The organism is Arsenophonus nasoniae (genome assembly GCF_004768525.1).
Taxonomy (GTDB): domain Bacteria; phylum Pseudomonadota; class Gammaproteobacteria; order Enterobacterales; family Enterobacteriaceae; genus Arsenophonus; species Arsenophonus nasoniae.
Map to the genome: position 1 here is coordinate 1,228,526 of NZ_CP038613.1, position 23,506 is coordinate 1,252,031.

The window sequence follows — 23,506 nt, forward strand, 5'->3', positions numbered from 1 at the left end:
AGGGCATTTTGCTAGTAAATCCAGCTAGTTATTCGCTATTAGGTGAAGAAGGCGATCAGTAATGGCGTCAATAGACTTAGTACAAAACCGTGGACAATGGCAGCAGGTACAATAGACACCCCTCCGCTACGTTGTAATATGGGTAGCGTAAAGTCCATTGATGTTGAGCCACAAATCCCTAATGCCGTAGAACGAAATTGATTGATAATAATGGGAATAAGCATAATTGCCGCTAATTCACGCATTAGATCGTTAAAGAAAGCGGTACTACCAATAACCGGTCCGTAAGCATCGGTAAGTAGTATACCCGTTAGAGAATACCAACCGTAACCGGCAGCAATCGCTAATCCCACTTTAGTCGGTAGACCTAATAAAACTGCAGCCAAAATGCCACCAAGCAGCGCGCTGATGGCAACAATCAGCGCAATCGCCGCTCCTCTGAAATTAATTAAAATTTGTCGCAGATACATCCCACTATTACGTAAATGGCAACCCACCAATAATAATAAACAGATAAGTGTAACTTCAGTACCATATTTGGCATAGGATAAAAATGGCCACTTTGTTAATCCTAGTAAGAAACCGAGTATTAATACGCCACACAGTAGTAGTGAGCTTAAAATCATTTTTAATCGAGAGAGAGGCTTATTGGTTTCACGTTTATCGATTTTCCACGGCAACAATTTATCCAATAGTAGTAAAGCAATTAGGTTAGCGGCAAAGGTGCAACAAAAGAAAACCATTGTATAGATAAAAATTGACGTAAGATGAGTACTAATATTATCTAATAACGCCAGTGTGATGCCCATTAAAAATAGGATAATGTAAACCATAGCGCCTAATAGGCGATGTGTAAGCGCTAAAATTTTCTTATTTTTAAAGCGAAATAAATAGCCTACTGTTAACGGTAAAAGAATGATAAGCAGTCCTGAATACATAGTCCATCCTTATTACAATTAACGCTTTTATGGGAATGATTTTGTGGAAATAATGTGAAAAAGATAGGCAAAATAATAATAAATATTTTATAACAGACTCAAAATAGGCGCAATATTACAGAATAATATTTTAAACGTAATTCATTGCTCACAGCATTATCCAGGGGCTATTGCTAATATATAAAGAGGATAATCATGTATTTGCAACAAGTGGAAATTTCTGGTTTTCGTGGGATAAATCGGCTTTCATTAACACTGGATCATAATACCGTGTTAATTGGTGAAAATACTTGGGGTAAGTCAAGCTTGTTAGATGCGTTGACTATTCTATTATCACCAAGGCAACCATTATATCAATTTAATCAGCATGATTTTCATCACTTGGTTGCTACAGATGAACAAATCAATAATCTACAAATAATTTTAGTTTTTTGTGAAAACCAGCCAAATAATCATAAAGTAAGTCGTTTTAAGCATTTATTACCGTTATGGATTAAAGGAGATGATGAATACAAACGTATTTATTATCGGGTGAGTGCAGAACAACAGAATAATATTGTGGCCACTGAACGATGTTTTTTAGATAAGCAGGGTAATAAGTTGGTTTTAAATGATAATAATAAATATATCCAGCAGATTATTCGACTATATCCAGTACTACGTCTAAGAGATGCCCGCTTTTTACATCCTACAGCGACTACATTGTATGCTACTGACTATAAAAAACTAGCTGTTAAATTTGCCAACCAGTTACAGCAATTGGCTTAAGCGTTAATGCAAGCATCACGAAAATTGTCTCATAAAGAGGCAGAGGAAGGTTTTGTGGTACTGCAACAGTTGCTGGGTTATTATTTTGCCGAACAAAATACCCACTTATCTCATCGACAAGATCAGTCAAATATTGCCTATAGCTTACCTAATAGAAGAGGTTGGCGGGTGCTAGAGGATATAAATCGTATCGTGGCTAAACCTGAACAACAGCATATTAAATTAATTATTTGGCAGATTTTTTCCTCTTTTTTGCAATTACAAGGTGATCTGCAACTAGCTCGCTATGCCAGGCCTATCCTGATTATTGAAGATCCAGAAACGCGTTTACACCCTATTATGCTTTCGATTGCCTGGCGCCTGTTAAATCTTTTTCCATTACAGCGTATTAGTTCAACTAATTCAGGTGAATTACTTTCACAAGTTCCATTGAAAAATGTATGCCGCTTAGTGCGTAACTCAAATCGAGTGGCTGCTTTTCGATTAAAAACCAGTAAGTTATCACTTGAAGATATGAGACGTCTCTCATTTCATATCCGCTTTAATCGCCCTTCAGCGCTATTTGCGCGCTGTTGGTTATTAGTTGAAGGTGAGACCGAAATTTGGTTGATGAATGAATTGGCACGCCAGTGTAATTATCATTTTGAGTCAGAAGGTGTTAAAGTGATTGAGTTTGCGCAATGCGGTATTAAGCCATTATTGAAGTTTGCAAATAGTATGGGCATCGAGTGGCATACGTTAGTTGATGGTGATAATGCCGGCAGACAATATGCAGGTTCAGTAATCGCTTATGCTGAGAAGAACAAGGATACGGCACGAGATAGACTAACCATGTTACCTGCGTTGGATATGGAGCATTTTCTTTATCGTGAAGGTTTCAGGGATATCTATCATCAAATTGCAGGTATCCCAGATGATGGCAAGGTATTACCGCGTCGTGTCATTATTAAAGCAATTCATCGAATTTCGAAACCTGACTTAGCAATTGAAGTCGCCAATAGAGCGGCAGAAAAAGGCATTAATTCAATACCTTCGTTACTACGCAATATGTTTTCACGTGTTGCTTGGTTAGCAAGAGGGAAATCTTAGTAAACAGGTAAGCAATAAATATATTGTGGCGTTTGTCTGCAAATTTTAGTCAAGGCAGATAATAGATTGCTATACAGTTTTTAACCTATTCCATATTAAAAAAGGTATTTTTAGTATGAAATTTCTTCGCACTAAAAAAAAGCGTTTATTAATTTCTCTTGTGTTGTTATTAATCATTATCATTACTGCTGTGATGTTTTATGTAATTAATTTGCCTAAAAAGGTAACTTATCAAACCGTACCCGTAATGAGAGGAAATATCGAAAAACATGTACTGGCTACTGGCAAGTTGGATGCGGTTAGCAAGGTAGATGTTGGCGCTCAGGTTAGTGGCCAGTTACAGACTCTTTATGTCAAAGAGGGGGATATGGTGAAAAAAGGGGATTTATTAGCAGTAATCGATCCCCAAAATGCGCAAAATGTGGTGAAAGAATCAGAGGAAACGCTGCGTGAACGGCAAGCTAATTTAGCCTTAGCCCGTGCTGAATTGAAGTTAGCAGAAATGACTTATCAACGCCATGTTGATTTGGCAAAGCATCAGGCTATTTCACGGCAGGAGTTTGATCGTGTTAAAACCGATGTTGCGGTTAAAAAAGCGCGGGTAAAAATTTATATTGCCCAAATTAATCGCAATCAAGCCTCGTTAAATACCGCTAAAACCAATCTGAAGTATACCCATCTTACTGCGCCAATGAGTGGGATTGTGACTAACATTAAAACCTTGCAGGGACAAACCGTCATTGCTGCCCAGGAAGCGCCAACCATTATGACATTAGCAGACTTGGATACAATGTTAGTAAAAGCGCAAGTTTCCGAAGCTGATATTATTAATCTTAAACCTGGGCAAAAAGCTTCTTTTACTATTCTTGGTGCACCAGACACAACTTTTGATGGAATTTTGAAAGATATATTACCTACACCGGAAGAAGTAAATAATGCAATTTTTTATCATGCCCGCTTTGAAGTTCCCAATTCGCAGCATATTTTAAAACTACAAATGACTGCGCAAATTAAAATCCAACTTGAATTACACAAAAATGTATTGCTTTTGCCACTATCTGCATTGAAAGAAAACATTGCGGGTAATCAATACACTGTTGCGGTACTAGAAAATGGCCAACAGGTGGAAAAACAAGTCGAAGTTGCCACACGAAATTATAAAGATGCTGAAATTGTTTCCGGCCTTGCTGAAGGTGACTTGGTCATTACCAACCCTTAGACATCAAAAGGATAAAGGAATGAGTGCATTACTTGAATTGTGTGATATAGGTCGTAATTATCGTTCAGGCGAACAGCAAGTAGCGGTACTAAAAAATATTTCTTTGACCATAAATGCTGGGGAAATGGTTGCGATTGTTGGCGCTTCAGGCTCTGGGAAATCAACTTTAATGAATATCCTTGGTTGTTTAGATAAACCAAGTTACGGCCAATATTTTCTGGCTGGACAAAATATTGCTGAGCTGGATAACGAGCAACTTTCAGTTTTACGTCGCGAATATTTTGGTTTCATTTTCCAGCGTTATCATTTATTACCCTACTTGACGGCCGAACAGAATGTTGAAATTCCAGCTATCTATGCCGGCGCATGCCAACAAGAACGTCGTAAACGGGCAATTGCCTTATTAACGCGTCTTGGTTTGAATGACCGTATTAAATATTATCCGACGCAATTGTCTGGCGGCCAACAGCAGAGAGTGAGTATTGCTCGCGCATTAATCAATGGCGGGAAAATTATTTTAGCTGATGAGCCAACGGGCGCATTGGATAGCTATTCAGGTGATGAAGTTATTACTATTCTTAAACAGCTATGCCAACAGGGATATACTGTTATTCTGGTTACCCATAATATGCAGATAGCAGAACAGGCGGAGCGAGTAATTGAAATTAAAAATGGCGAAATTATCCGTAATTCTGTGCAACGCGAGTCCGCAAAAATATTACCGCCAGTTTTTTCTACCAAAAAATCGCAAATTTCAATGACGCAATGGCTTAATCAGTTTAGAGAAGCGTTACTGATGGCATGGCGAGCGATATTAATTAATAAAATGCGCACATTACTCACCATGCTTGGCATCATTATTGGTATTGCCTCGGTCGTTAGTATACTTGTTATTGGCAATGCGGCCAAAGGACTGGTATTGGCCGATATTCAGTCAATTGCAACCAATACTATCACTGTTTTTCCTGGTAGAGGCTTTGGTGACATGAGCCCACAAGATAGAAGAGCACTGAAAGTAAGCGATGTGGATGCGTTACAGAATCAGCCATCTGTTTTGGCTATATCAGGTAAAATGAGTACTGATGTTCGATTACGTTATGGCAATCAAAATTCAGCGGCAAGAGCGTTTGGCATTGGAGAGTCATATTTTGATGTTTATGCTATGCCAATGAGCGAAGGGATAATACTCACAAGGGATATGGTTAAGCATCATGCACAGGTTATTGTTATTGATCAAAATACCAAAAATATGTTTTTCCCTCAGCACAAACAGGTTGTTGGTGAAGTAATGCTCGTTGGCAATATACCTGTTACTATTGTTGGTGTGGCAGCTGAGCAGAAGTCAATGTATGGCAATAGCAATATGCTACAGATCTGGATGCCTTATACCACGATGAGTAGCCGCCTGATGAATCGCTCTTATTTTGATAATCTCGATATTAGGATTAAACAGGGTTATAGCTCATTAGAAGCAGAACAACAATTGACGCGTTTATTGACGGTATTGCACGGGAAAAAGGATATTTTTACCTACAATTTCGATACATTGATTAAAACGATAGAAAAAACGACTAATACGTTACAGTTGTTTTTAACATTAGTCGCTGTTATTTCCCTGTTAGTCGGTGGTATAGGTGTTATGAATATCATGTTGGTTTCAGTAACTGAACGGACGAAAGAAATTGGTATTCGCATTGCAATCGGCGCGCGAAATAGCGATATTATGCAACAATTTTTAATAGAAGCGATTTTTATTTGTTTGTTTGGTGGGTTTTTAGGGATCTTACTCTCTTATTTGGTCGCACTTATTGCCCGTGTAGTATTACCCGATTGGCAATTTGCTTTTAGTTTGATGCCACTACTCGGTGCTTTGCTTTGCTCAACCGTCATTGGCCTTATTTTTGGTTTTTTACCTGCCCGCAATGCGGCAAAATTAAATCCAGTTGATGCCTTGGCAAGAGAATGAAAAATAAGGATTTATATGCTCCCAAAAGAAGATTGGGAGCAATGATTAAAATAGCAAATTATTAAAGGCAATGAAAACCAACCTATCCATTTTCTACAGGAATAATAAGGCAGGCATGGTTACCTTTAGGCCCTTTAGTTGAACTAAAATTAACCTTCTGTCCAGCTTTTAATGTACGGTACCCTTCCATCTGGATACTGGAATAGTGTGCGAAGATATCTTCGCCACCATTTTCGGGGCAGATGAAGCCAAAACCTTTAGCATTATTAAACCACTTAACTGTACCTGTCTCCATACATCATCCTTTATAATAGGGTTTTATCAAACAAGTGCCTGTGAACAGCTCATTTTATATTGCAGCGAACTAAAAATTGCTTGTTCATAAAATATACTGTATTAAAAAGATATATGGCGTCAAGTGTACTATATTGTCAACGATCACCGAAAACTGATCCACTTTTTATCTAAATCCGATCAATCAAAATTGATCCACTGTTTTACTCAGTTATTGCTCCTGAGCGCCGCTTATCTTTCAATCGGTAGCTTTCACCGCTTAATTGCAGTACATGCGAATGATGAAGTAAACGATCAAGCATAGCGGCAGTTAATGTTGCGTCATCAGCAAAAGCACTTGGCCATTGCCCAAATGATAGGTTACTCGTCAATATGACACTGCCATGCTCATAACGCTTGGCAATCACATTGAAAAACAGGTTTGCTTCTTCTCGCCCAAACGGCAGGTATCCAATCTCATCGATAATCAACAACTTCGGGGCCATCACCGAACGTGATAGATATTGTTTGAGCTTATTTTGTCGTTTGGCAGTTGAGAGTTGCAACATCAGTTCAGCTGCCGTGGTAAAGCGGGTTTTCTTCTTGGCCTGTACTGCTTTTAATCCTAACCCAATAGCTAAATGCGTTTTGCCTACACCGCTTGGGCCAAGCAACACGACATTTTCATTACGTTCAATAAACGTTAATGCGCTTAATTCCTGTATGTGTTGTTTGGGGATCCCCGTTGCAAACTTAAAATCGAACGTATTAAGTTCTTTATGTGCTGGGAATCCTGCCATCCGACTCAAAAGATTACGAGTTCGTTCATCTCGTTGTTGTTGCTCACATTTTAACAGGGACAGTAAAAACTCTCCGTAGCTTTTGTCTTGGGCAATGCATTTTTCGGCAAGTGATGACCAATGAGTCGGAATAGAATTTAATTTCAATGACTCACACAGGTGTTCAATTTGTTCATGCAATAACATGTTCACCTCCCAGTAATGCTTCGTATACGCTGATTGAGTGTTGCAAACTGACAGATTCAAGGGGCGGTACGATAGGGATATTAAGCGTATTAGTCTGTGGGATAGATTGGCAAACCCTTGCTGGTAAGGGTAGAAGAGACTTCACTTCCTTAGCTAATCTATCTGCTGGCTTCTCTAACGTTGTTCCATGAATTCGCTGATGGGCAACGCGTTGTAACCATGGACCCACTTTTGCATTAGCTATTTCAATATCCAGTTCAAGATTATGAGCACGAAGGTCGGTGTTTAATGGCACGATAAAGCTGTTTTTTAAATAGTGGTTAAAGCGCTCTACTTTCCCTTTCGTTTTTGCCCTGTAGGGCTTGCAAGCCTTCAATTTAAACCCGTAATCTTTCGACATTTGAAGCATTTCGACATGTAATTTATGATCACCTTCTGCATAAGCATCCCGTTCGATGATGAGGGATTTTGCGTTATCACACAATACTTCCTGTGGTACACCACCAAAGTAGTCGAAAGCTTCTCTTAAACCTTGCTGCCACGATTCTGCTCGTTCATTATCAAAGAACTTTACATAACTCGCACGCGAATAGCCTAGCGTTGCAACAAACGCTTTCAGCGATTTTTTACCTCGCCGGATGCTGGTGAAGTCGATTTGCATTTGTTGACCTGGCTGTGTTTCAAAACGGACGACTACTTCGGGAACAATGCTTGGTTTAAATTGACAAACAAATCGGCGTAATTGAGCAATACCACCTTGATAGCCGTTTTCAACTACCTCATCAAATAAGACTGTTGCAGGGATCCAATCAGGTTTAGCCAGTTCAATTCGCTGAAGCAAATAAGGTTTAAAGGGGGATAATTTAGTCGGTTGTTGACTTCTTTTAGCATAAGTTGGCATTGTCTGTTGTTGTAAATGATGTTTTACGGTGTTACGGGATATACCCAACTCACTGGCAATTTTTCGAAGGCTTTGTCCTTGTGCAAAGCGAACATGAATATCCACAAATATCTCCTTGGTTAACATAAATTATCCGTACAAAAATGTGCGAATAATACCAAGTGGATCAGTTTTAGATGATCGTTAGTGGATCAGTTTTGCATGATCGGTGACACTATATTCCAAGAAAGTGGTTCAGTTGCTAAAATTTGATTTAGATAACGCTATAGGTCACTGTTTTTTATTATTTACTTTTTTAAGGATGATTGGTCACAAAGGGCATCAAAGTGATAAACTAAGAATAATTAAGAAAAATGTATAATTAAAATATTTAACTGGATTTTTACATAATGAGTGAGTGCCAATCAGATTATCAGACGGATGTCAGGCTCAAGGAACAAGTGGAACATGCTTTACAGCCACCTTCTATGTATAAGGTGATTTTGAATAATGATGATTTCACACCAATGGATTTTGTAGTACAAGTGTTAAAGAAATACTTTTCTTTTGATGAAGAGCAAGCCACACAAATTATGTTGGATGTTCATTTTCACGGGAAAGGGATCTGTGGGGTTTATACTGCTGAAGTTGCAGAAACAAAGGCCGCGCAAGTTAATATTTATGCAAGAGAACATGAATATCCATTACTTTGCACGATAGAAGAAGTCTGATTAGACTAATTTATAGGGAGGTGATTATGCTTAACCAAGAACTTGAACTTAGTCTTAATGTAGCTTTTGCCAAGGCAAGAGATAGCAGGCATGAATTTATGACGGTTGAGCATCTATTGCTGGCGCTGCTCAGTAATACATCCGCCCGGGAAGCTTTAGAAGCTTGCAAAGTTGATCTTGTGATATTGCGACAGGAATTGGAGCATTTTATTTCACAAACAACACCATTATTGCCTGAGGATGATAGTCGGGACACTCAACCCACGTTAAGTTTTCAGCGAGTACTACAGCGTGCTGTATTTCATGTTCAGTCATCAGGGCGTAATGAAGTTACCGGTGCCAATGTATTGGTTGCTATATTTAGCGAACAAGAGTCTCAAGCTGCCTACTTATTGCGTAAACACGATGTCAGTCGGCTTGATGTTGTTAATTTTATTTCTCATGGTATGGTCAAAGGTAGTGAGGCAGACAATCGCCAGTCAGATTCCATTAATGCCGCTTATCAGAATGAAGAGGCAGTTGGCGTTGAAGAACGGATGGATAGCTTTACCACCAACCTTAATCAATTATCAAAAGCCGGTAAAGTTGATCCTTTAATTGGGCGTCAGTTGGAGTTGGAGAGAACGATCCAGGTTCTTTGTCGTCGACGAAAGAATAATCCGCTATTAGTGGGTGAATCTGGGGTGGGTAAAACAGCGATTGCCGAAGGGCTAGCATGGCGTATCATACAAAATGATATTCCGGAAGTGATGAAAGATTGTACTATTTATGCGCTGGATATCGGTTCATTACTGGCCGGTACTAAGTATCGTGGTGATTTCGAAAAGCGCTTTAAAGCATTATTAAATGTGTTAGAAAAAGATGAAAAAAGTATTCTATTTATTGATGAAATCCATACGATTATTGGTGCTGGTGCGGCATCTGGCGGACAAGTTGATGCGGCTAATTTGATTAAGCCATTACTATCTAGCGGTCGGATCCGCGTGATGGGCTCAACTACCTACCAAGAATTTAGTCATATTTTTGAGAAAGATCGAGCGCTGGCAAGACGATTCCAAAAAATTGATATCGTCGAACCTTCTGCTGACGAAACGGTACAGATTATTAACGGATTACGGGCTAAGTATGAAGCTCATCATAATGTTCGTTATAGTCCAAAAGCAATTAAAGCTGCGGTTGATTTGTCAGTAAAATATATCACAGATCGCCATTTACCGGATAAAGCGATTGATGTTATTGATGAAGCGGGTGCAAGAACGCGTTTGATGCCACAAAACCGACGTAAGAAAACAATTGGGGTACAGGAGATAGAATCGGTTGTTTCCCTAATTGCCCGCATTCCTGAAAAAACAATTTCTTCTAGCGATAAAGAGCGATTGAAAAATCTAGATAATAGATTGAAATTGCTAGTATTTGGCCAAGAGCAAGCCATCGAAACTCTTAGTGAAGCGATTAAAATGAATCGGGCGGGATTAGGCAGTAGTCATAGACCAATAGGAGCATTTTTATTTGCTGGACCAACAGGTGTAGGTAAGACAGAAGTCACTGTGCAACTGGCAAAAGCATTAGATATTAAATTATTGCGTTTTGATATGTCTGAATATATGGAACGCCATACAGTTAGCCGGCTAATTGGTGCCCCGCCAGGATATGTAGGCTTTGATCAAGGCGGTTTATTGACAGATGCGGTTATAAAACATCCTTATTCAGTCGTTTTATTAGATGAAATAGAAAAAGCACATTCTGATGTATTTAATCTTTTATTACAAGTGATGGATAATGGGACATTAACCGATAATAATGGCCGTAAGGCTGATTTTCGTAATGTTGTATTGGTGATGACTACCAATGCGGGTGTGCAAGAAACACAACGTCAATCAATTGGTTTTACTCAGCAGGATAATAGTACTGATGCATTATCAGAAATAAAACGAATTTTTGCGCCTGAATTTCGTAATCGATTGGATAGTATTATTTGGTTTAATGCTTTAACAACTGAAGTTATTGCCCAAGTTGTTGATAAGTTTATTGTTGAGTTACAAGCTCAACTTGATGAAAAAGGCGTGTCAATTGAAATCAGCAATGCGGCACGTCAATGGCTTTGCACTAAAGGTTATGATAAGGCGATGGGAGCTAGGCCGATGGCAAGGGTTATCCAGGATAATCTGAAAAAACCTTTAGCTAATGAACTTTTATTTGGCCAGTTGAGTCGCGGTGGTGCTGTTAAGATTGATCTAAATAAGAAGACGCAAAAATTAACCTATCATTTCGAAGGTATGCACAAAACTAAACCAGAGGATGCAATAATTTAATTACAGATGGTTTATAACCATAGGCGATATTCCAATCGTCTATGGCAAGAGCTTGAGATAAGAGGCGATCAACGGCTACGAAAGATGATGCGGCCTTTACTCAGATCATAAGGTGTTAACTCGACAGTTACTTTGTCGCCCGTCAGAATCCGGATATAATTTTTACGCATTTTGCCAGAAATATGCGCAGTAACTACGTGTCCATTTTCTAGTTCAACACGGAACATGGTATTGGGCAGAGTATCTAGTACTGTACCTTGCATTTCAATATTGTCTTCTTTGGCCATCTAATCCTCTAAGTTAATCACCAAGTTTTTTACGGGCAAGATAATGCCGAAAAACCCTCTTTATGTAAAGGAGTGTAGAGTGTAAAGTCACTTTTACTTTTTATCAAGAGATGAAAATTACGCCATTAAAGCTTAATAGTACAAAAATATACAACAAGTATACGATTTGAACAACGCGAATGATAAAAAATAAAATGCAACAATGTCATAGCAAACTATCTAACTTAGTTTGCAATAGCATGAATTATTCTGCTACTTATATCCTCAAATTAGTGTTTAATCAGCTATCAATTATCTTTGTTTAGGCAAAAAATATTTTCCAGTTAATCATCCGAAATGATTAGTTTCTTCTGTCTTAGGTAAAGTTATCGTTTGCTTTTGCCAACATGCTTTATCAAGAGCTTGGTCGCGATATTGATAGAGATAATTTAAAAATTGTATCCGAGGGATCTCTCTCACACCTAAAGAGGCGGTATATGCATTAATTATTTGGCAATCAAACAGTTTACCGCCGAAACGCAGGAAATGGTGATAAAAAGCAATAAGTGCATATTTAGAACCATCACTAACCCGGCTAAACATCGATTCACCACAAAAAATTTTACCAACATTAACACCATATAGTCCACCAATTAATTTTGTGTTGTGCCAAACTTCGACGGAATGCGCAACACCTAGTTGATGCAAAGCAGTATATGATTCTATGATTTGATGGGTGATCCAGGTTCCTTCTTGCCGTTGTGCGCAGCCGGCGATAACTTGTTCAAAGTCATGATTTAGCGTTATGACATAAGGCGTTTTTCGCATTCTTTTTTTGGTTGTTCGGCTAATGTGTATTTCTGCTGGCAAGAGCACTGCACGTGGATCTGGCGACCACCACAATGGAATTTCCGTTGGATTAAACCAAGGGAAAATCCCTTCATAATAGGCAGCTTGTAATCTACCGACCGCCAGATCACCGCCAATCGCGAGTAAACCATTGGGGTCAGATAGAGCATATTCTGGCGCTGGAAAGAGATAAGATCCCTCATCAAGCTGAAACATATAACCATCCTATTAACGAATTTTGTGATTATGTGAGTACTATTCTGGCTTGGTAATATTGAAAATAGCGCCCTTGCAATTGTAATAATTCCTCGTGGGTAGCATGCTCAATAATTTTTCCATCATCCATCACATATATTTGATTCATTTTTTCCAGTCCTTGTAAGCGATGCGTAATAACTAACAAGGTTTTGTCGCTACAGTGCTGCTGCAACTGAATTAGGATCTGTTTTTCAGTTTTTGCGTCTAATCCTTCGGTCGGCTCATCTAATAAAATGACTGGCGCATCATAAAGTAGGGCTCTTGCGATACCTAATCGCCGTTGTTCACCGCCTGAAAGCTGTCGACCACCTTCACCGATCCAACTATCCAGCCCTTGATTTTTAATTAGGCTATCTAAACCGACTTGTTTTAATACTTTTGTCAGTAAAGTGTCACTTGCATCATCTTTAGCTATTAACAGATTATTACGTAAGGTATCACTAAAAATATGGGTTCGTTGTGGTACTACCGCCATTAATTTACGTAATGTTTTCTCATTATAGTGATTAATTGGCTGGCCATTTATCAAGATTTGGCCTGAACTAACATCCCATGCACGCGTTAATAATTGTAATAGCGTAGATTTACCACAACCGGTTTTACCTAGTAGCGCAACATGTTCACCTGCATTGAGTGTTAAAGAGATATTTTGTAGTGTCGGTTGCGGTTGTTGAGGATAACTGAAATGCACATTTTGCAATTTGATCTCAACTTTATTACTCATCGTTATGCCGGAAGTTGGAAATGTCACTGCCGGTTGTTGATTAATTAACTCCATTAAGCGATTTGCAGAAGTGACGACTTGTCCTAAATATTGAAATGCAACAGCTACTGGTCCAAGAACTTCAAATGCCGCTAAGGTACAAAAAACAAACAGGGCAATAAGTGCACCAGGTTTATGCTGTTCACCCACACCGGTTGCTGCTAACCACATTAGTAGGGTTGCAGTAAGGCCGGAAATTAAAATCATAATAGATTGTGATAGCGCGGTTAAGTTAGATTGTTGCTGCTGGCGTTTTAGCCAGCTGGATTCTAGATTGGTCAATACTTGCCGAAAGCGAGGTAATGCGCCAAAAACAGTTAGCTCTGCTTGTGCCTGGATAATATTAATTAAATAAGCACGATATTGACTGCGAAATATAGTGAGATAGTGCCCAATAGATTTTCCCGCCTGATAAAAGAAAAAGGGTAAAGTAATCAGCAAACAGAGCATAATAGTGCCCAAAGTAAGAGCAAGAAGTAAGTCTAATGTACTTAACGCCAAGGTGAGCAAAATAGTAATAACTAAAGCAGCAAATATTGGAGAAAGCACTCGTAGATACAAATGATCAAGGCTTTCGACATCAGCGACCAGACGATTAAGAATATCTCCTTGGCGATAGTGTGCGATAGCGCCAGGAGATAGTGGAAATAGTTTTTGAAATGTAAATACTCTTAAATGGGCTAAGACACGAAAAGTCGCATCATGGTTAACTAATCGTTCAGCGTAACGACTGGCCGTGCGAATAATGGCTGAACCACGAACACCTGCTGCTGGTAGCATATAATTAAAAGTATAAAGCCCGGCAGTGCCCGCGAGAGCCGTTCCGGCTAAAAACCAACCTGATAAAGTCAGTAGGCTAATACTCGCCAGTACCGCGACAATGGTTAATAAAATACCAAGATTAAGCAGCAACCAATGACGTCGATATAGCGCAAGAAAAGGGAGTAGTACACGCATATTATATTTCCTCTGCGCGATAAGTTAGCAAGCGGCTAAAAGCCCCTTTAGTCTGTCTTAGCTCATTATAAGTGCCTTGTTCAATAATTAAACCCTTTGCCATGACCCATATTTGGTCGTAAGTAACAGCTTCTTCTAGCAAATGGGTAACCAGCAAAGTGGTTTGTTTAGTAGATGCTGTATTAAGTGCTGTCATCACACGTTGCTCACTTTGCATATCAAGGCTTGCTGCAGGCTCATCCAGTAAAAGCAAATGACAAGGGTTTAATAACGCACGCGCGACAGCAATGCGTTGCGCTTGTCCAACGGACAAGCGAGCGGCATTTTCGCCAATTTGGGTATTAACACCTGCGGGTAAATACTTAGTAAACTCAGTTACATAAGCATTTTCCATCGCAGCATTGATTGCTGCTGTGGAAGCTTTAGTTGAATGGAGACATATGTTGTCAATAATGGTTTGTGCAGGTAAATGGGGATTTTGACCAACCCAGCTAAGTTGTTTGCGCCAATCAGTCATATCGAGATCCTTAAGTTCAATTCCATTAACCATTAGCGAGCCACGATAAGGTAGAAAACCGAGTAGCACATTTAACAATGAACTTTTACCAGCTCCGCTTTGGCCGACTACAGCGATCCGCTGATTTGGCAATAGGGTGAAATTTAACGGGCCAGCTAAGCGTACATTGTCATGAGAAAAAATTTCTAGCTGTTGTGCAGTAATCGTGAATGGTTGAACCGGAGTAATTAGCTGATTATTTTGTGGTTGTGGTTGAGGTTGTTCTATGCTGGCTAATAATGTAAATAAAGATTCTGCTGCACCTACTGCTTGTGCTTTAGCATGATAATAAGTACCTAAATCACGTAGTGGCTGAAAAAATTCCGGCGCGAGGATCAAGGCCAAAAAGCCGGCAAAAAGGGTAACTGGTATGCCATAATTACCAAAATGCAATTCCCCTAAATAAGAAAAACCAAAATAAACTGCGACAATGGCAATGGAAATTGATGCGAAGAATTCTAACACTGCCGAAGAGAGAAAGGCCATACGTAAGACTTCCATCGTTCTTTGGCGAAATTCTTCAGTCGCTTGTTCAATATCTTTTACTTCTTTGTTGGCACGGAAAAAAAGTCGTAAGGTATCAAGTCCACGTAAACGATCGAGAAATCTGCCGCTTAATCGGGCTAACGCCACAAAATTTCGCCGATTAACATCAGCGGCCCCCATTCCGACTAATATCATAAATAAAGGGATTAAAGGTGCGGTGATAAATAAAATTAAGCCAGCTGCCCAGTTAATCGGGAAAATCGCAATCAGAATGATAATTGGGATCATAGCGGCTAAATAGATTTGCGGTAAATAGCGAGCATAATAATCCTGTATGTCCTCAATTTGTTCTAAAATGATCGTTGCCCAACTTCCAGCGGGTTTATTTTTAACCCAAATTGGCCCTAATTGGTCAAGTTTATTTAATACTCTGCTACGGATCTGCTGGCGAACTATTTTGCCACAAACAAATCCAACACTTTCCCGGATAAAATGAATTAACGCTCTTAAAGTAAATACACAAATGAGTAATACAAATTGAACTAGCAGTTGTTCTCGAGCTAGATTATCTACAATCAATGCTTGTAAAATGGTAGCTAAAAGCCAGGCTTGCATAACGATAAGTAGGCCACTAATAACTCCCAGTAACATGGATAAGCGTAGCCAGTGTTTTGCTGGTGCTGATTGTTGCTTCAACCATTTAACCAACTCAGTTTGTTTTTGTTTATCCATAATGATGATTTTATATACCGATGATAAGTTAATTAGGATAACGGGTTGATTTTAATTTATCTAATATCAACTTTTATAGGTATGTTACAGATAAAAAGGCGCTATTTCGACAGCGCCTGTTATAGAAATTTATAAAATTATTATAATTTGTAACATTTATTTGCGATATAGCGCGTCTAAATAACGTTCGGCGTCAAGGGCAGCCATACAACCAGTCCCTGCTGAGGTAATGGCTTGACGATAGACATGATCCATGACATCACCAGCAGCGAAAACACCTTCAACTGAGGTTTGGGTTGCATTACCTTTAGTGCCAGATTGCACTTGAATGTAGCCATTTTCTAACACTAATTGATCGGCAAAGATACTGGTATTGGGGGTATGGCCAATAGCGATAAACACGCCAGTTACGGCAAGCATCTCTAGATTGTCATTTTCGGTTGAACGTAAATTGATACCAGTGACACCACTATTGTCACCTAATACTTCATCAAGGATAAAATTGGTATGTAACACAATATGGCCAGTTTTTACTTTTTCCATCATCCGTTGGATGAGAATTTTTTCAGCGCGAAACGTTTCACGGCGATGAATAACATGGACTTTTTCGGCAATATTGGATAGGTAAAGTGCTTCTTCAATCGCCGTATTTCCACCACCTACTACCGCCACTTTTTGCTTGCGATAAAAAAAGCCATCGCAGGTGGCGCAGGCTGAAACGCCACGACCTTTAAAGGCTTCTTCAGAAGGTAAACCCAAATAGCGAGCTGAGGCGCCGGTAGCGATAATAAGCGCATCACAGCTATATATTCCGTCATCGCCCGTGAGTTGGAACGGCCGTTGCTGTAGATCAACCGCATAAATATGATCATTAATAATATTTTCTTCTGCAGAGAATTTTTTAGTATGCTGCAGCATCCGTTCCATCAATACCGGCCCCATTAACTCGGTATGATCGCCAGGCCAATTTTCAACTTCGGTGGTGGTAGTTAACTGCCCTCCTGGTTGCATGCCGGTAATTAATACCGGATTTAAGTTTGCTCGGGCGGCATAAATAGCTGCCGTATAGCCAGCTGGGCCAGATCCCAGAATAATAACCTTACTATGCTTGTTGGTGTTCATGGCGGCTCCATTTGTAAGAATATCTATTTAATGTGGCGATTGTAGGAGATTAGGAAAATTAAAAAAAGTAAATTGAATGAAAAGATGATAAGGAAATAATCATTCTTTGTTGACTTGTTTTAACATTTTATTTATTAAGGCGAGTCATGAAAAAAGATTATTTTTCGTGAAATAACGTTTTAAAGTGAGAATTTTTCTGATGTCTTATTGACAATTAGTTAATAATAAATTCATTTCCTTATGATGTTCTGATTTTTATTCATAATCTTTGACAATCGGTTGTGTATTTGAGAAAACATCTTATAGGATTAATTACCTAATTTGATTAATTGAAATTGAACATCATTTAAACAAATAGATAAATATCCTACTTTTCATTATCAAATTGAAAACTAACCAGATGATTTATCTACAAGATGAATTATACTACAAATACTAATGGTCAGGCGGAGTTTAACCTTATTGCATCTTTTCCAATTCAATAATAAGAAAAGAAAATAGGGAATGTAATGGGTATAAAAAAATAGATAAAAGAGAGATAACGAAATGATTGATAACAAAAAGCGTCCAGGAAAAGATCTTGATCGTATTGATAGGAACATACTTAATGAATTACAAAAGGATGGTCGTATTTCTAATGTTGAGCTTTCTAAGAGAGTAGGGTTATCGCCGACCCCTTGTTTGGAACGTGTGCGTCGTTTGGAGCGTCAAGGTTTTATTTCTGGTTATACTGCTTTATTAAATCCACACTATCTCGATGCATCTTTATTGGTTTTTGTTGAGATCACCTTGAACCGTGGTGCTGCAGATGTTTTTGAACAGTTTAATGCTGTTGTGCAAAAACTGGAGGGGATTCAGGAATGTCATTTAGTCTCTGGCGATTTTGATTATTTACTTAAAACACGGGTTCCTGATATGTCTGCCTATCGTAAATTGTTAGGCGAGACTTTGCTTCGTCTCCCCGGTGTCAATGACACGCGAACTTATGTAGTAATGGAAGAGGTAAAACAGAGTAATCGTTTGGTCATTAAGACACGTTAATCAAATAGATGCAAAACCGGAAAAAGTTAGGTACACTCCTGTTTATGCATACAGTTTCAACGCTGAGCATTACTCAGCGTTGTTCCTTTCAATCAACAGGAAAGACCTGGAGTGTTAGTTTTGGGCCAGGAATATACAGAAGACAAAAACATTAAGTTAAAAAAGATCAGTAATGGCAAGATACTGACAGAGGTTATTTTACTGATAATTACTATCTGGGCGATTTTTTTGCTGGTGGCTCTGATAAGTTTTCATCCTTCCGATCCTAGCTGGTCACAGACGACTTGGAATGAACCAATTAAAAATTTAGCGGGCGGCATTGGTGCATGGTCAGCGGATATTCTTTTCTCTGTTTTCGGTATTTTAGCCTATGCTATACCATTAGTCATGTTGTTAGGATGTTGGAATATATTTAAAGATATCGATAACCAAAATTGTCTGGATTTCTTTGTTCTTTCTTTACGCCTGATCGGTGGGTTGGCGTTAATAATTACCTCGTGTGCTTTGGCAGCACTTAATATTGATGATTTACCTAATTTTTCCTCCGGTGGCATTATTGGTAGTGTTTTTAGTAATGCCATTCTACCTTGGTTTAATATTTTAGGAACCACGTTAACGCTACTTTGTATTTGGGCGATTAGTTTCACCCTATTTACGGGTTGGTCATGGTTAACGATTGCAGAAAAGATTGGTGCACTGGTTTTAGCGGCAATAACGCTTATTACTAATCGTACTCGTAGTAACAACAAGCATCAAGCAACAGAATCTTATGTCTCACCTCATCCGGCTAAATTATACGATGGTACATCAGACACAGCAGATTATATTGATCCTGATGATGTGCTTTTTTCAACTGCGCCAATTAAACAGTTAGCGAAAGAAGAATTGAGTAATAATAAAAACGATCAATTGTATCCAGATAAGGTACAGTTTTTGACGCCTGATGAAGCCAAAGTTGCCCTTGATATTCAGGCAGAAACATTGGACAAATATGACGAAGATATTTTTAGCAAACCGTCAAATATCCCCGTTCCAATGGATGATGAAGTTGATCTCAATAAACCGATAGATCCTAATCACGTTTCTCAAGCTGGCTTGCAAAAAGAAGCGGCTGATCTGGCTGAACCCTTAATTTCCCCAGTAACCAAAATAGATGCGGAAGCTGACGTGAGTACTGCCTTCACGCCGGTAAAATCACAAATTAAAAAAGGTATTGGCCCCGAATTTCCGCGCCCTAATCCTGTTCGTTTACCAACACGGCGCGAGCTTTATGGTAATCGTCTAACGACACAAAAAGAGCAGGAATTGGATGCCGACCAAAAAGCTTTTCAAAATCACGCGCCCCAGCCGGATGGCTCTGAGTTTAGTATTGATAATTGGAATGAAGAAAAATTACGTGATCAGTTTTTGCAGCAGCAAAATGAGCGTTATAACACCAATATAACTAATAATCTTAATCAGCCAACAGATAACATTGATGTGCACGACAAAGTCATTACATCAGAGGAAACAGAATCAAACGCGTTAGTTGAAAACCAACCGCACATTGAGCATAAATGGCCTTTGGCAGAAGACGAAGTAATACCACAAGCGCAAGTAGCAAAAGATTTCAGCGAAACATCATTAGCCCATGAAGATAAAAAGCAAAAGGTAGCGCAGACATTACCTGAGCAGGGAAGTCTTTTTCATCCTTTTCTGGTACGTAATGATCAACCATTACCGAAACCCACAACGCCCATGCCCTCATTAGATCTGCTTGCCAGCCCACCAAACCACAACGAACCGGTTGATATGTTTGCGTTGCAACAGACATCCCGTTTAATTGAAGCGCGTTTAAGCGATTATCGGGTAAAAGCGGAAGTGGTTGGCTTTTCACCTGGACCGGTTATTACGCGCTTTGAGTTGGACTTAGCCCCTGGCGTGAAGGCCGCACGTATTTCTAACTTATCAAGAGATTTAGCCCGCTCTTTATCGGCAACTGCGGTACGTATTGTGGAGGTGATACCGGGTAAACCTTATGTCGGTTTAGAATTACCCAATAAAAAGCGCCAGACGGTGTATCTACGTGAAGTGCTTGATTGTGATAAATTTCGCCGTAACCCATCACCCTTAACCATTGTATTAGGTAAAGATATTGAAGGTGAACCCGTTATTGCTGATTTAGAAAAAATGCCGCATTTGTTAGTTGCCGGTACCACCGGTTCGGGTAAATCGGTTGGGGTTAATGCCATGATCCTCAGTATCTTGTACAAAGCAAAACCTGAGGATGTCCGTTTTATCATGATCGATCCTAAGATGTTGGAACTTTCTATTTATGAAGGCATTCCGCATTTGCTGACCGAAGTTGTCACCGATATGAAAGATGCGGCGAATGCACTGCGTTGGTGTGTTAATGAAATGGAACGTCGCTACAAACTTATGTCTGCTTTAGGGGTAAGAAATTTGGCGGGCTATAACGATAAAATTAATGCCGCTGAGCGCATGGGACGCCCAATACCTGATCCATTTTGGAAACCAGGCGATAGTATGGATAGTAGCCATCCAGTACTGAAGAAAGAGCCTTATATTGTTGTTATGGTCGATGAATTTGCTGATCTGATGATGACTGCCGGCAAAAAAGTCGAAGAGCTAATTGCACGTTTGGCGCAAAAGGCGCGAGCGGCCGGTATTCATCTAGTCTTGGCGACGCAGCGACCATCCGTTGATATTATTACCGGTTTAATTAAGGCTAACATACCGACTCGGATTGCATTTACTGTGTCAAGCAAGATAGATTCTCGCACCATTCTTGATCAAGGTGGCGCCGAATCTTTATTAGGCATGGGCGATATGCTTTACTTACCGCCTAACTCCTCTATTCCCATTCGTGTTCACGGTGCTTTTGTTCGCGATCAAGAAGTGCATGATGTGGTCAAAGATTGGCAAGCGAGAGGTAAACCTGAATATATAGATAATATCACTAAAGGTGGTGAAGATGGTGAAGGTAGTAATGGTTATGATAGTGATGAAGAGCTAGATCCCCTGTTTGATCAAGCGGTTGAGTTTGTGACGGAAAAGCAGCGTGTCTCTATATCGGGCGTGCAGCGACAATTTCGTATTGGTTATAATCGAGCGGCCAGAATTGTTGAGCAGATGGAGGCGCGAGGGGTTGTTAGTGAACCAGGGAACAATGGTAATCGCGAAGTTTTAACACCACCACCAGCAGAATATTGATTGAAAAATATTCGCCCAAAAACAATAAATATGATGAATGTAAAGGTCGTGACTTGATGAAAAAACTGATAATGTTAGGCTTGTTAGCAATAAGTTTTCATATTAGCCAGGTATGGGCGGATGCGGCTGCAGAACTGCAAATGCGCCTAAATAAAATAAATAGTTTTCATGCTAATTTTGCGCAAAAGGTAACCAGTATTGACGGTGATTTAATCCAGCAAGGTGAAGGTCAGCTCTGGATCAAGCGGCCAAATTTATTTAACTGGCATATGGTATCACCGGATGAAAGTTGGTTAGTTTCTGATGGTACTAATCTTTGGTTCTATAATCCTTTTGTTGAGCAGGTTACAGTAACTTTATTGAGTGAGGCAACGACCGATACGCCGTTTATGTTGATCACCCGTAACGATCCACAGGATTGGAAACGTTATCACATTAGCCAAAATGGCGATGATTTCCTGCTGACTGCAACACAAAATAAGGGAAATCTGAAACATTTTTCCATTACTGTCCAGCCTGATGGGACTATTCAACAGTTTACAGCGGTAGAGCAAGATGGCCAGATGAGTGCATATCAACTCAAGGGTCAGCAAAATAGCCAGGTTGATGATGATAAATTTAAATTTGTGCCACCACAAGGTGTAACCCTTGATGATCAGAGATCAAGGAGGTGAGGTGAGTAATTTGCCACTTGATTTTTCATCTAATGAATTTCAACCCTTGGCCGCAAAGATGCGGCCAATCAACTTAGAGCAATATATTGGTCAGCAACATTTATTAGCTAACAACAAGCCACTCGCGCGTGCTATTCGTGCAGGTCAACTGCATTCCATGATTTTGTGGGGGCCAGCCGGTACAGGAAAAACGACCCTGGCGGAAATTATTGGTCACTATGCGGATGCAGCGATTGAAAAGATCTCCGCAGTAACATCAGGTATCAAAGAGATCCGTGAGTCGATTGAAATTGCTCGCCAAAATCGGCAATTAGGGCGCAGAACGATTTTATTTGTTGATGAAGTTCATCGTTTCAATAAAAGTCAACAAGATGCTTTTTTACCTCATATAGAAGATGGTACGGTAACTTTTATTGGTGCCACGACAGAAAACCCTTCTTTTGAACTCAACTCAGCCTTACTTTCACGTGCGCGTGTTTATCTACTGAAATCATTGGCTAATGAAGAAATTGCTATGGTTTTACAGCAGGCCATGGCGGATAGTCAACGTGGTTATGGTGGGCAGAAAATTATTTTACCCGATGATACCCGTGACATGATCGCTCAGTTAGTCAATGGTGATGCCAGACGAGCACTAAATTTACTGGAAATGATGGTCGATATGGCTGAAATCGATGATAAAGATCAGCGAATATTAGCCGTAAACTTACTAAAAGATGTAAGTGGTGAAAGAAGTGCGCGTTTTGATAACAAAGGTGATCGTTATTATGATCTAATTTCAGCTCTACATAAATCGATCCGTGGCTCAGCTCCGGATGCGGCGCTTTATTGGTATGCTCGCATTATCACTGCGGGTGGCGATCCGCTATATGTTGCTCGTCGCCTGTTGGCCATCGCCTCTGAAGATATCGGTAATGCCGACCCAAGAGCGATGCAAGTTGCGATAGCAGCGTGGGATTGTTTTACGCGTGTTGGCCCAGCAGAAGGCGAGCGTGCCATTGCCCAAGCGATTGTCTATTTAGCTTGTGCCGCTAAAAGTAATGCGGTTTATAATGCTTTTCAGGCCGCCATAACTGATGCACAACAGAAGCCAGATTATGATGTCCCCAGCCATTTACGCAATGCACCGACTAAATTAATGAAAGAAATGGGCTTAGGGCAAGAATATCGCTATGCTCACGATGAACCTAATGCTTATGCGGCTGGTGAAAATTACTTTCCAGCAGAGATGCAAGGAACACGTTATTATTCTCCATCAAATCGTGGATTAGAAGGCAAAATTGGCGAAAAATTATCCTGGCTGGCAGAATTGGATCAAAATAGCTCAATAAAACGCTATCGTTAAAAATCTCAATGGGGTAAGGTAGCCAAATCAGACTAAGAAACTATTAACCATCAGAAAATACTGACAGGTTGTTTTTATTTTT

The 23,506-nt window shown here is 39.7% G+C and carries 17 protein-coding genes and 1 pseudogene; 9 read left to right on the forward strand and 9 right to left on the reverse strand.

Going from position 1 to position 23,506, the window contains the following annotated elements; genetic code table 11:
* Positions 1-38: 38 nt before the first annotated feature.
* Complete coding sequence (locus tag ArsFIN_RS05985; RefSeq protein WP_026823309.1) at positions 39-938, reverse strand: lysine exporter LysO family protein; 900 nt, start codon at positions 936-938, stop codon at positions 39-41.
* Positions 939-1,133: 195 nt separating this feature from the next.
* Between ArsFIN_RS05985 and ArsFIN_RS05990 the strand changes: the two are divergent.
* The 3 genes and pseudogenes from ArsFIN_RS05990 (at position 1,134) to macB (ending at position 5,980) form a co-directional block, all read left to right on the forward strand.
* Positions 1,134-2,795, forward strand: a pseudogene (locus tag ArsFIN_RS05990) (DUF2813 domain-containing protein).
* 115 nt (positions 2,796-2,910) lie between these two features.
* Positions 2,911-4,014 carry a macrolide transporter subunit MacA gene (macA, locus tag ArsFIN_RS05995; protein WP_026823308.1) on the forward strand — a complete coding sequence of 368 codons (1,104 nt, stop codon included), beginning with the start codon at positions 2,911-2,913 and terminating at the stop codon, positions 4,012-4,014.
* Between the two features lie 19 nt (positions 4,015-4,033).
* Positions 4,034-5,980, forward strand: a complete 1,947-nt coding sequence (gene macB, locus ArsFIN_RS06000; protein WP_026823307.1) for a macrolide ABC transporter ATP-binding protein/permease MacB — start codon at positions 4,034-4,036, stop codon at positions 5,978-5,980.
* A gap of 82 nt (positions 5,981-6,062) precedes the next feature.
* Here the strand turns inward: macB and cspD are convergent, their stop codons facing one another.
* The 3 genes from cspD to istA all read right to left on the reverse strand — a co-directional run bounded on the left by cspD (position 6,063) and on the right by istA (position 8,266).
* The gene (gene cspD, locus ArsFIN_RS06005; protein ID WP_026823306.1) at positions 6,063-6,275 is read right to left on the reverse strand and encodes a cold shock domain-containing protein CspD; all 213 of its coding nucleotides are present in this window, start codon (positions 6,273-6,275) and stop codon (positions 6,063-6,065) included.
* Positions 6,276-6,477: 202 nt separating this feature from the next.
* Positions 6,478-7,239 carry an IS21-like element helper ATPase IstB gene (istB, locus tag ArsFIN_RS06010; protein ID WP_135677409.1) on the reverse strand — a complete coding sequence of 254 codons (762 nt, stop codon included), beginning with the start codon at positions 7,237-7,239 and terminating at the stop codon, positions 6,478-6,480.
* Entirely contained in the window at positions 7,226-8,266 is a 1,041-nt protein-coding gene (istA, locus tag ArsFIN_RS06015; protein WP_135677417.1) for an IS21 family transposase, read from the reverse strand. Before istA ends, istB begins: the two co-directional genes overlap by 14 nt.
* A 263-nt stretch (positions 8,267-8,529) precedes the next feature.
* Here istA and clpS point away from each other — a divergent pair, with 263 nt between their 5' ends.
* Positions 8,530-8,850 carry an ATP-dependent Clp protease adapter ClpS gene (gene clpS, locus ArsFIN_RS06020; RefSeq protein ID WP_026822399.1) on the forward strand — a complete coding sequence of 107 codons (321 nt, stop codon included), beginning with the start codon at positions 8,530-8,532 and terminating at the stop codon, positions 8,848-8,850.
* Between the two features lie 26 nt (positions 8,851-8,876).
* Positions 8,877-11,162, forward strand: a complete 2,286-nt coding sequence (gene clpA, locus ArsFIN_RS06025; RefSeq protein WP_026822398.1) for an ATP-dependent Clp protease ATP-binding subunit ClpA — start codon at positions 8,877-8,879, stop codon at positions 11,160-11,162.
* 68 nt (positions 11,163-11,230) lie between these two features.
* Here the strand turns inward: clpA and infA are convergent, their stop codons facing one another.
* The 5 genes from infA to trxB all read right to left on the reverse strand — a co-directional run bounded on the left by infA (position 11,231) and on the right by trxB (position 17,151).
* Positions 11,231-11,449, reverse strand: a complete 219-nt coding sequence (gene infA, locus ArsFIN_RS06030; RefSeq protein WP_004244560.1) for a translation initiation factor IF-1 — start codon at positions 11,447-11,449, stop codon at positions 11,231-11,233.
* A 327-nt stretch (positions 11,450-11,776) separates the two neighbouring features.
* The gene (gene aat, locus ArsFIN_RS06035; protein WP_026822397.1) at positions 11,777-12,493 is read right to left on the reverse strand and encodes a leucyl/phenylalanyl-tRNA--protein transferase; all 717 of its coding nucleotides are present in this window, start codon (positions 12,491-12,493) and stop codon (positions 11,777-11,779) included.
* Positions 12,494-12,521: 28 nt separating this feature from the next.
* On the reverse strand, positions 12,522-14,255 hold the full coding sequence (gene cydC / locus ArsFIN_RS06040; RefSeq protein ID WP_026822396.1) for a heme ABC transporter ATP-binding protein/permease CydC: 1,734 nt from the start codon (positions 14,253-14,255) through the stop codon (positions 12,522-12,524).
* Position 14,256: 1 nt separating this feature from the next.
* Positions 14,257-16,029 carry a heme ABC transporter permease/ATP-binding protein CydD gene (gene cydD / locus ArsFIN_RS06045; RefSeq protein ID WP_026822395.1) on the reverse strand — a complete coding sequence of 591 codons (1,773 nt, stop codon included), beginning with the start codon at positions 16,027-16,029 and terminating at the stop codon, positions 14,257-14,259.
* Between the two features lie 156 nt (positions 16,030-16,185).
* Positions 16,186-17,151 carry a thioredoxin-disulfide reductase gene (gene trxB, locus ArsFIN_RS06050; RefSeq protein WP_026822394.1) on the reverse strand — a complete coding sequence of 322 codons (966 nt, stop codon included), beginning with the start codon at positions 17,149-17,151 and terminating at the stop codon, positions 16,186-16,188.
* A 546-nt stretch (positions 17,152-17,697) separates the two neighbouring features.
* Here trxB and lrp point away from each other — a divergent pair.
* The 4 genes from lrp (at position 17,698) to ArsFIN_RS06070 (ending at position 23,424) form a co-directional block, all read left to right on the forward strand.
* Complete coding sequence (gene lrp, locus ArsFIN_RS06055; RefSeq protein WP_026822393.1) at positions 17,698-18,192, forward strand: leucine-responsive transcriptional regulator Lrp; 495 nt, start codon at positions 17,698-17,700, stop codon at positions 18,190-18,192.
* 120 nt (positions 18,193-18,312) lie between these two features.
* Positions 18,313-21,405, forward strand: a complete 3,093-nt coding sequence (locus ArsFIN_RS06060) for a DNA translocase FtsK 4TM domain-containing protein (protein WP_026822392.1) — start codon at positions 18,313-18,315, stop codon at positions 21,403-21,405.
* A gap of 56 nt (positions 21,406-21,461) precedes the next feature.
* A complete protein-coding gene (gene lolA / locus ArsFIN_RS06065) occupies positions 21,462-22,079 on the forward strand; it encodes an outer membrane lipoprotein chaperone LolA (protein WP_026822391.1) in 618 nt (205 codons plus the stop codon).
* Position 22,080: 1 nt separating this feature from the next.
* The gene (locus tag ArsFIN_RS06070; RefSeq protein ID WP_026822390.1) at positions 22,081-23,424 is read left to right on the forward strand and encodes a replication-associated recombination protein A; all 1,344 of its coding nucleotides are present in this window, start codon (positions 22,081-22,083) and stop codon (positions 23,422-23,424) included.
* Positions 23,425-23,506 lie beyond the last annotated feature (82 nt).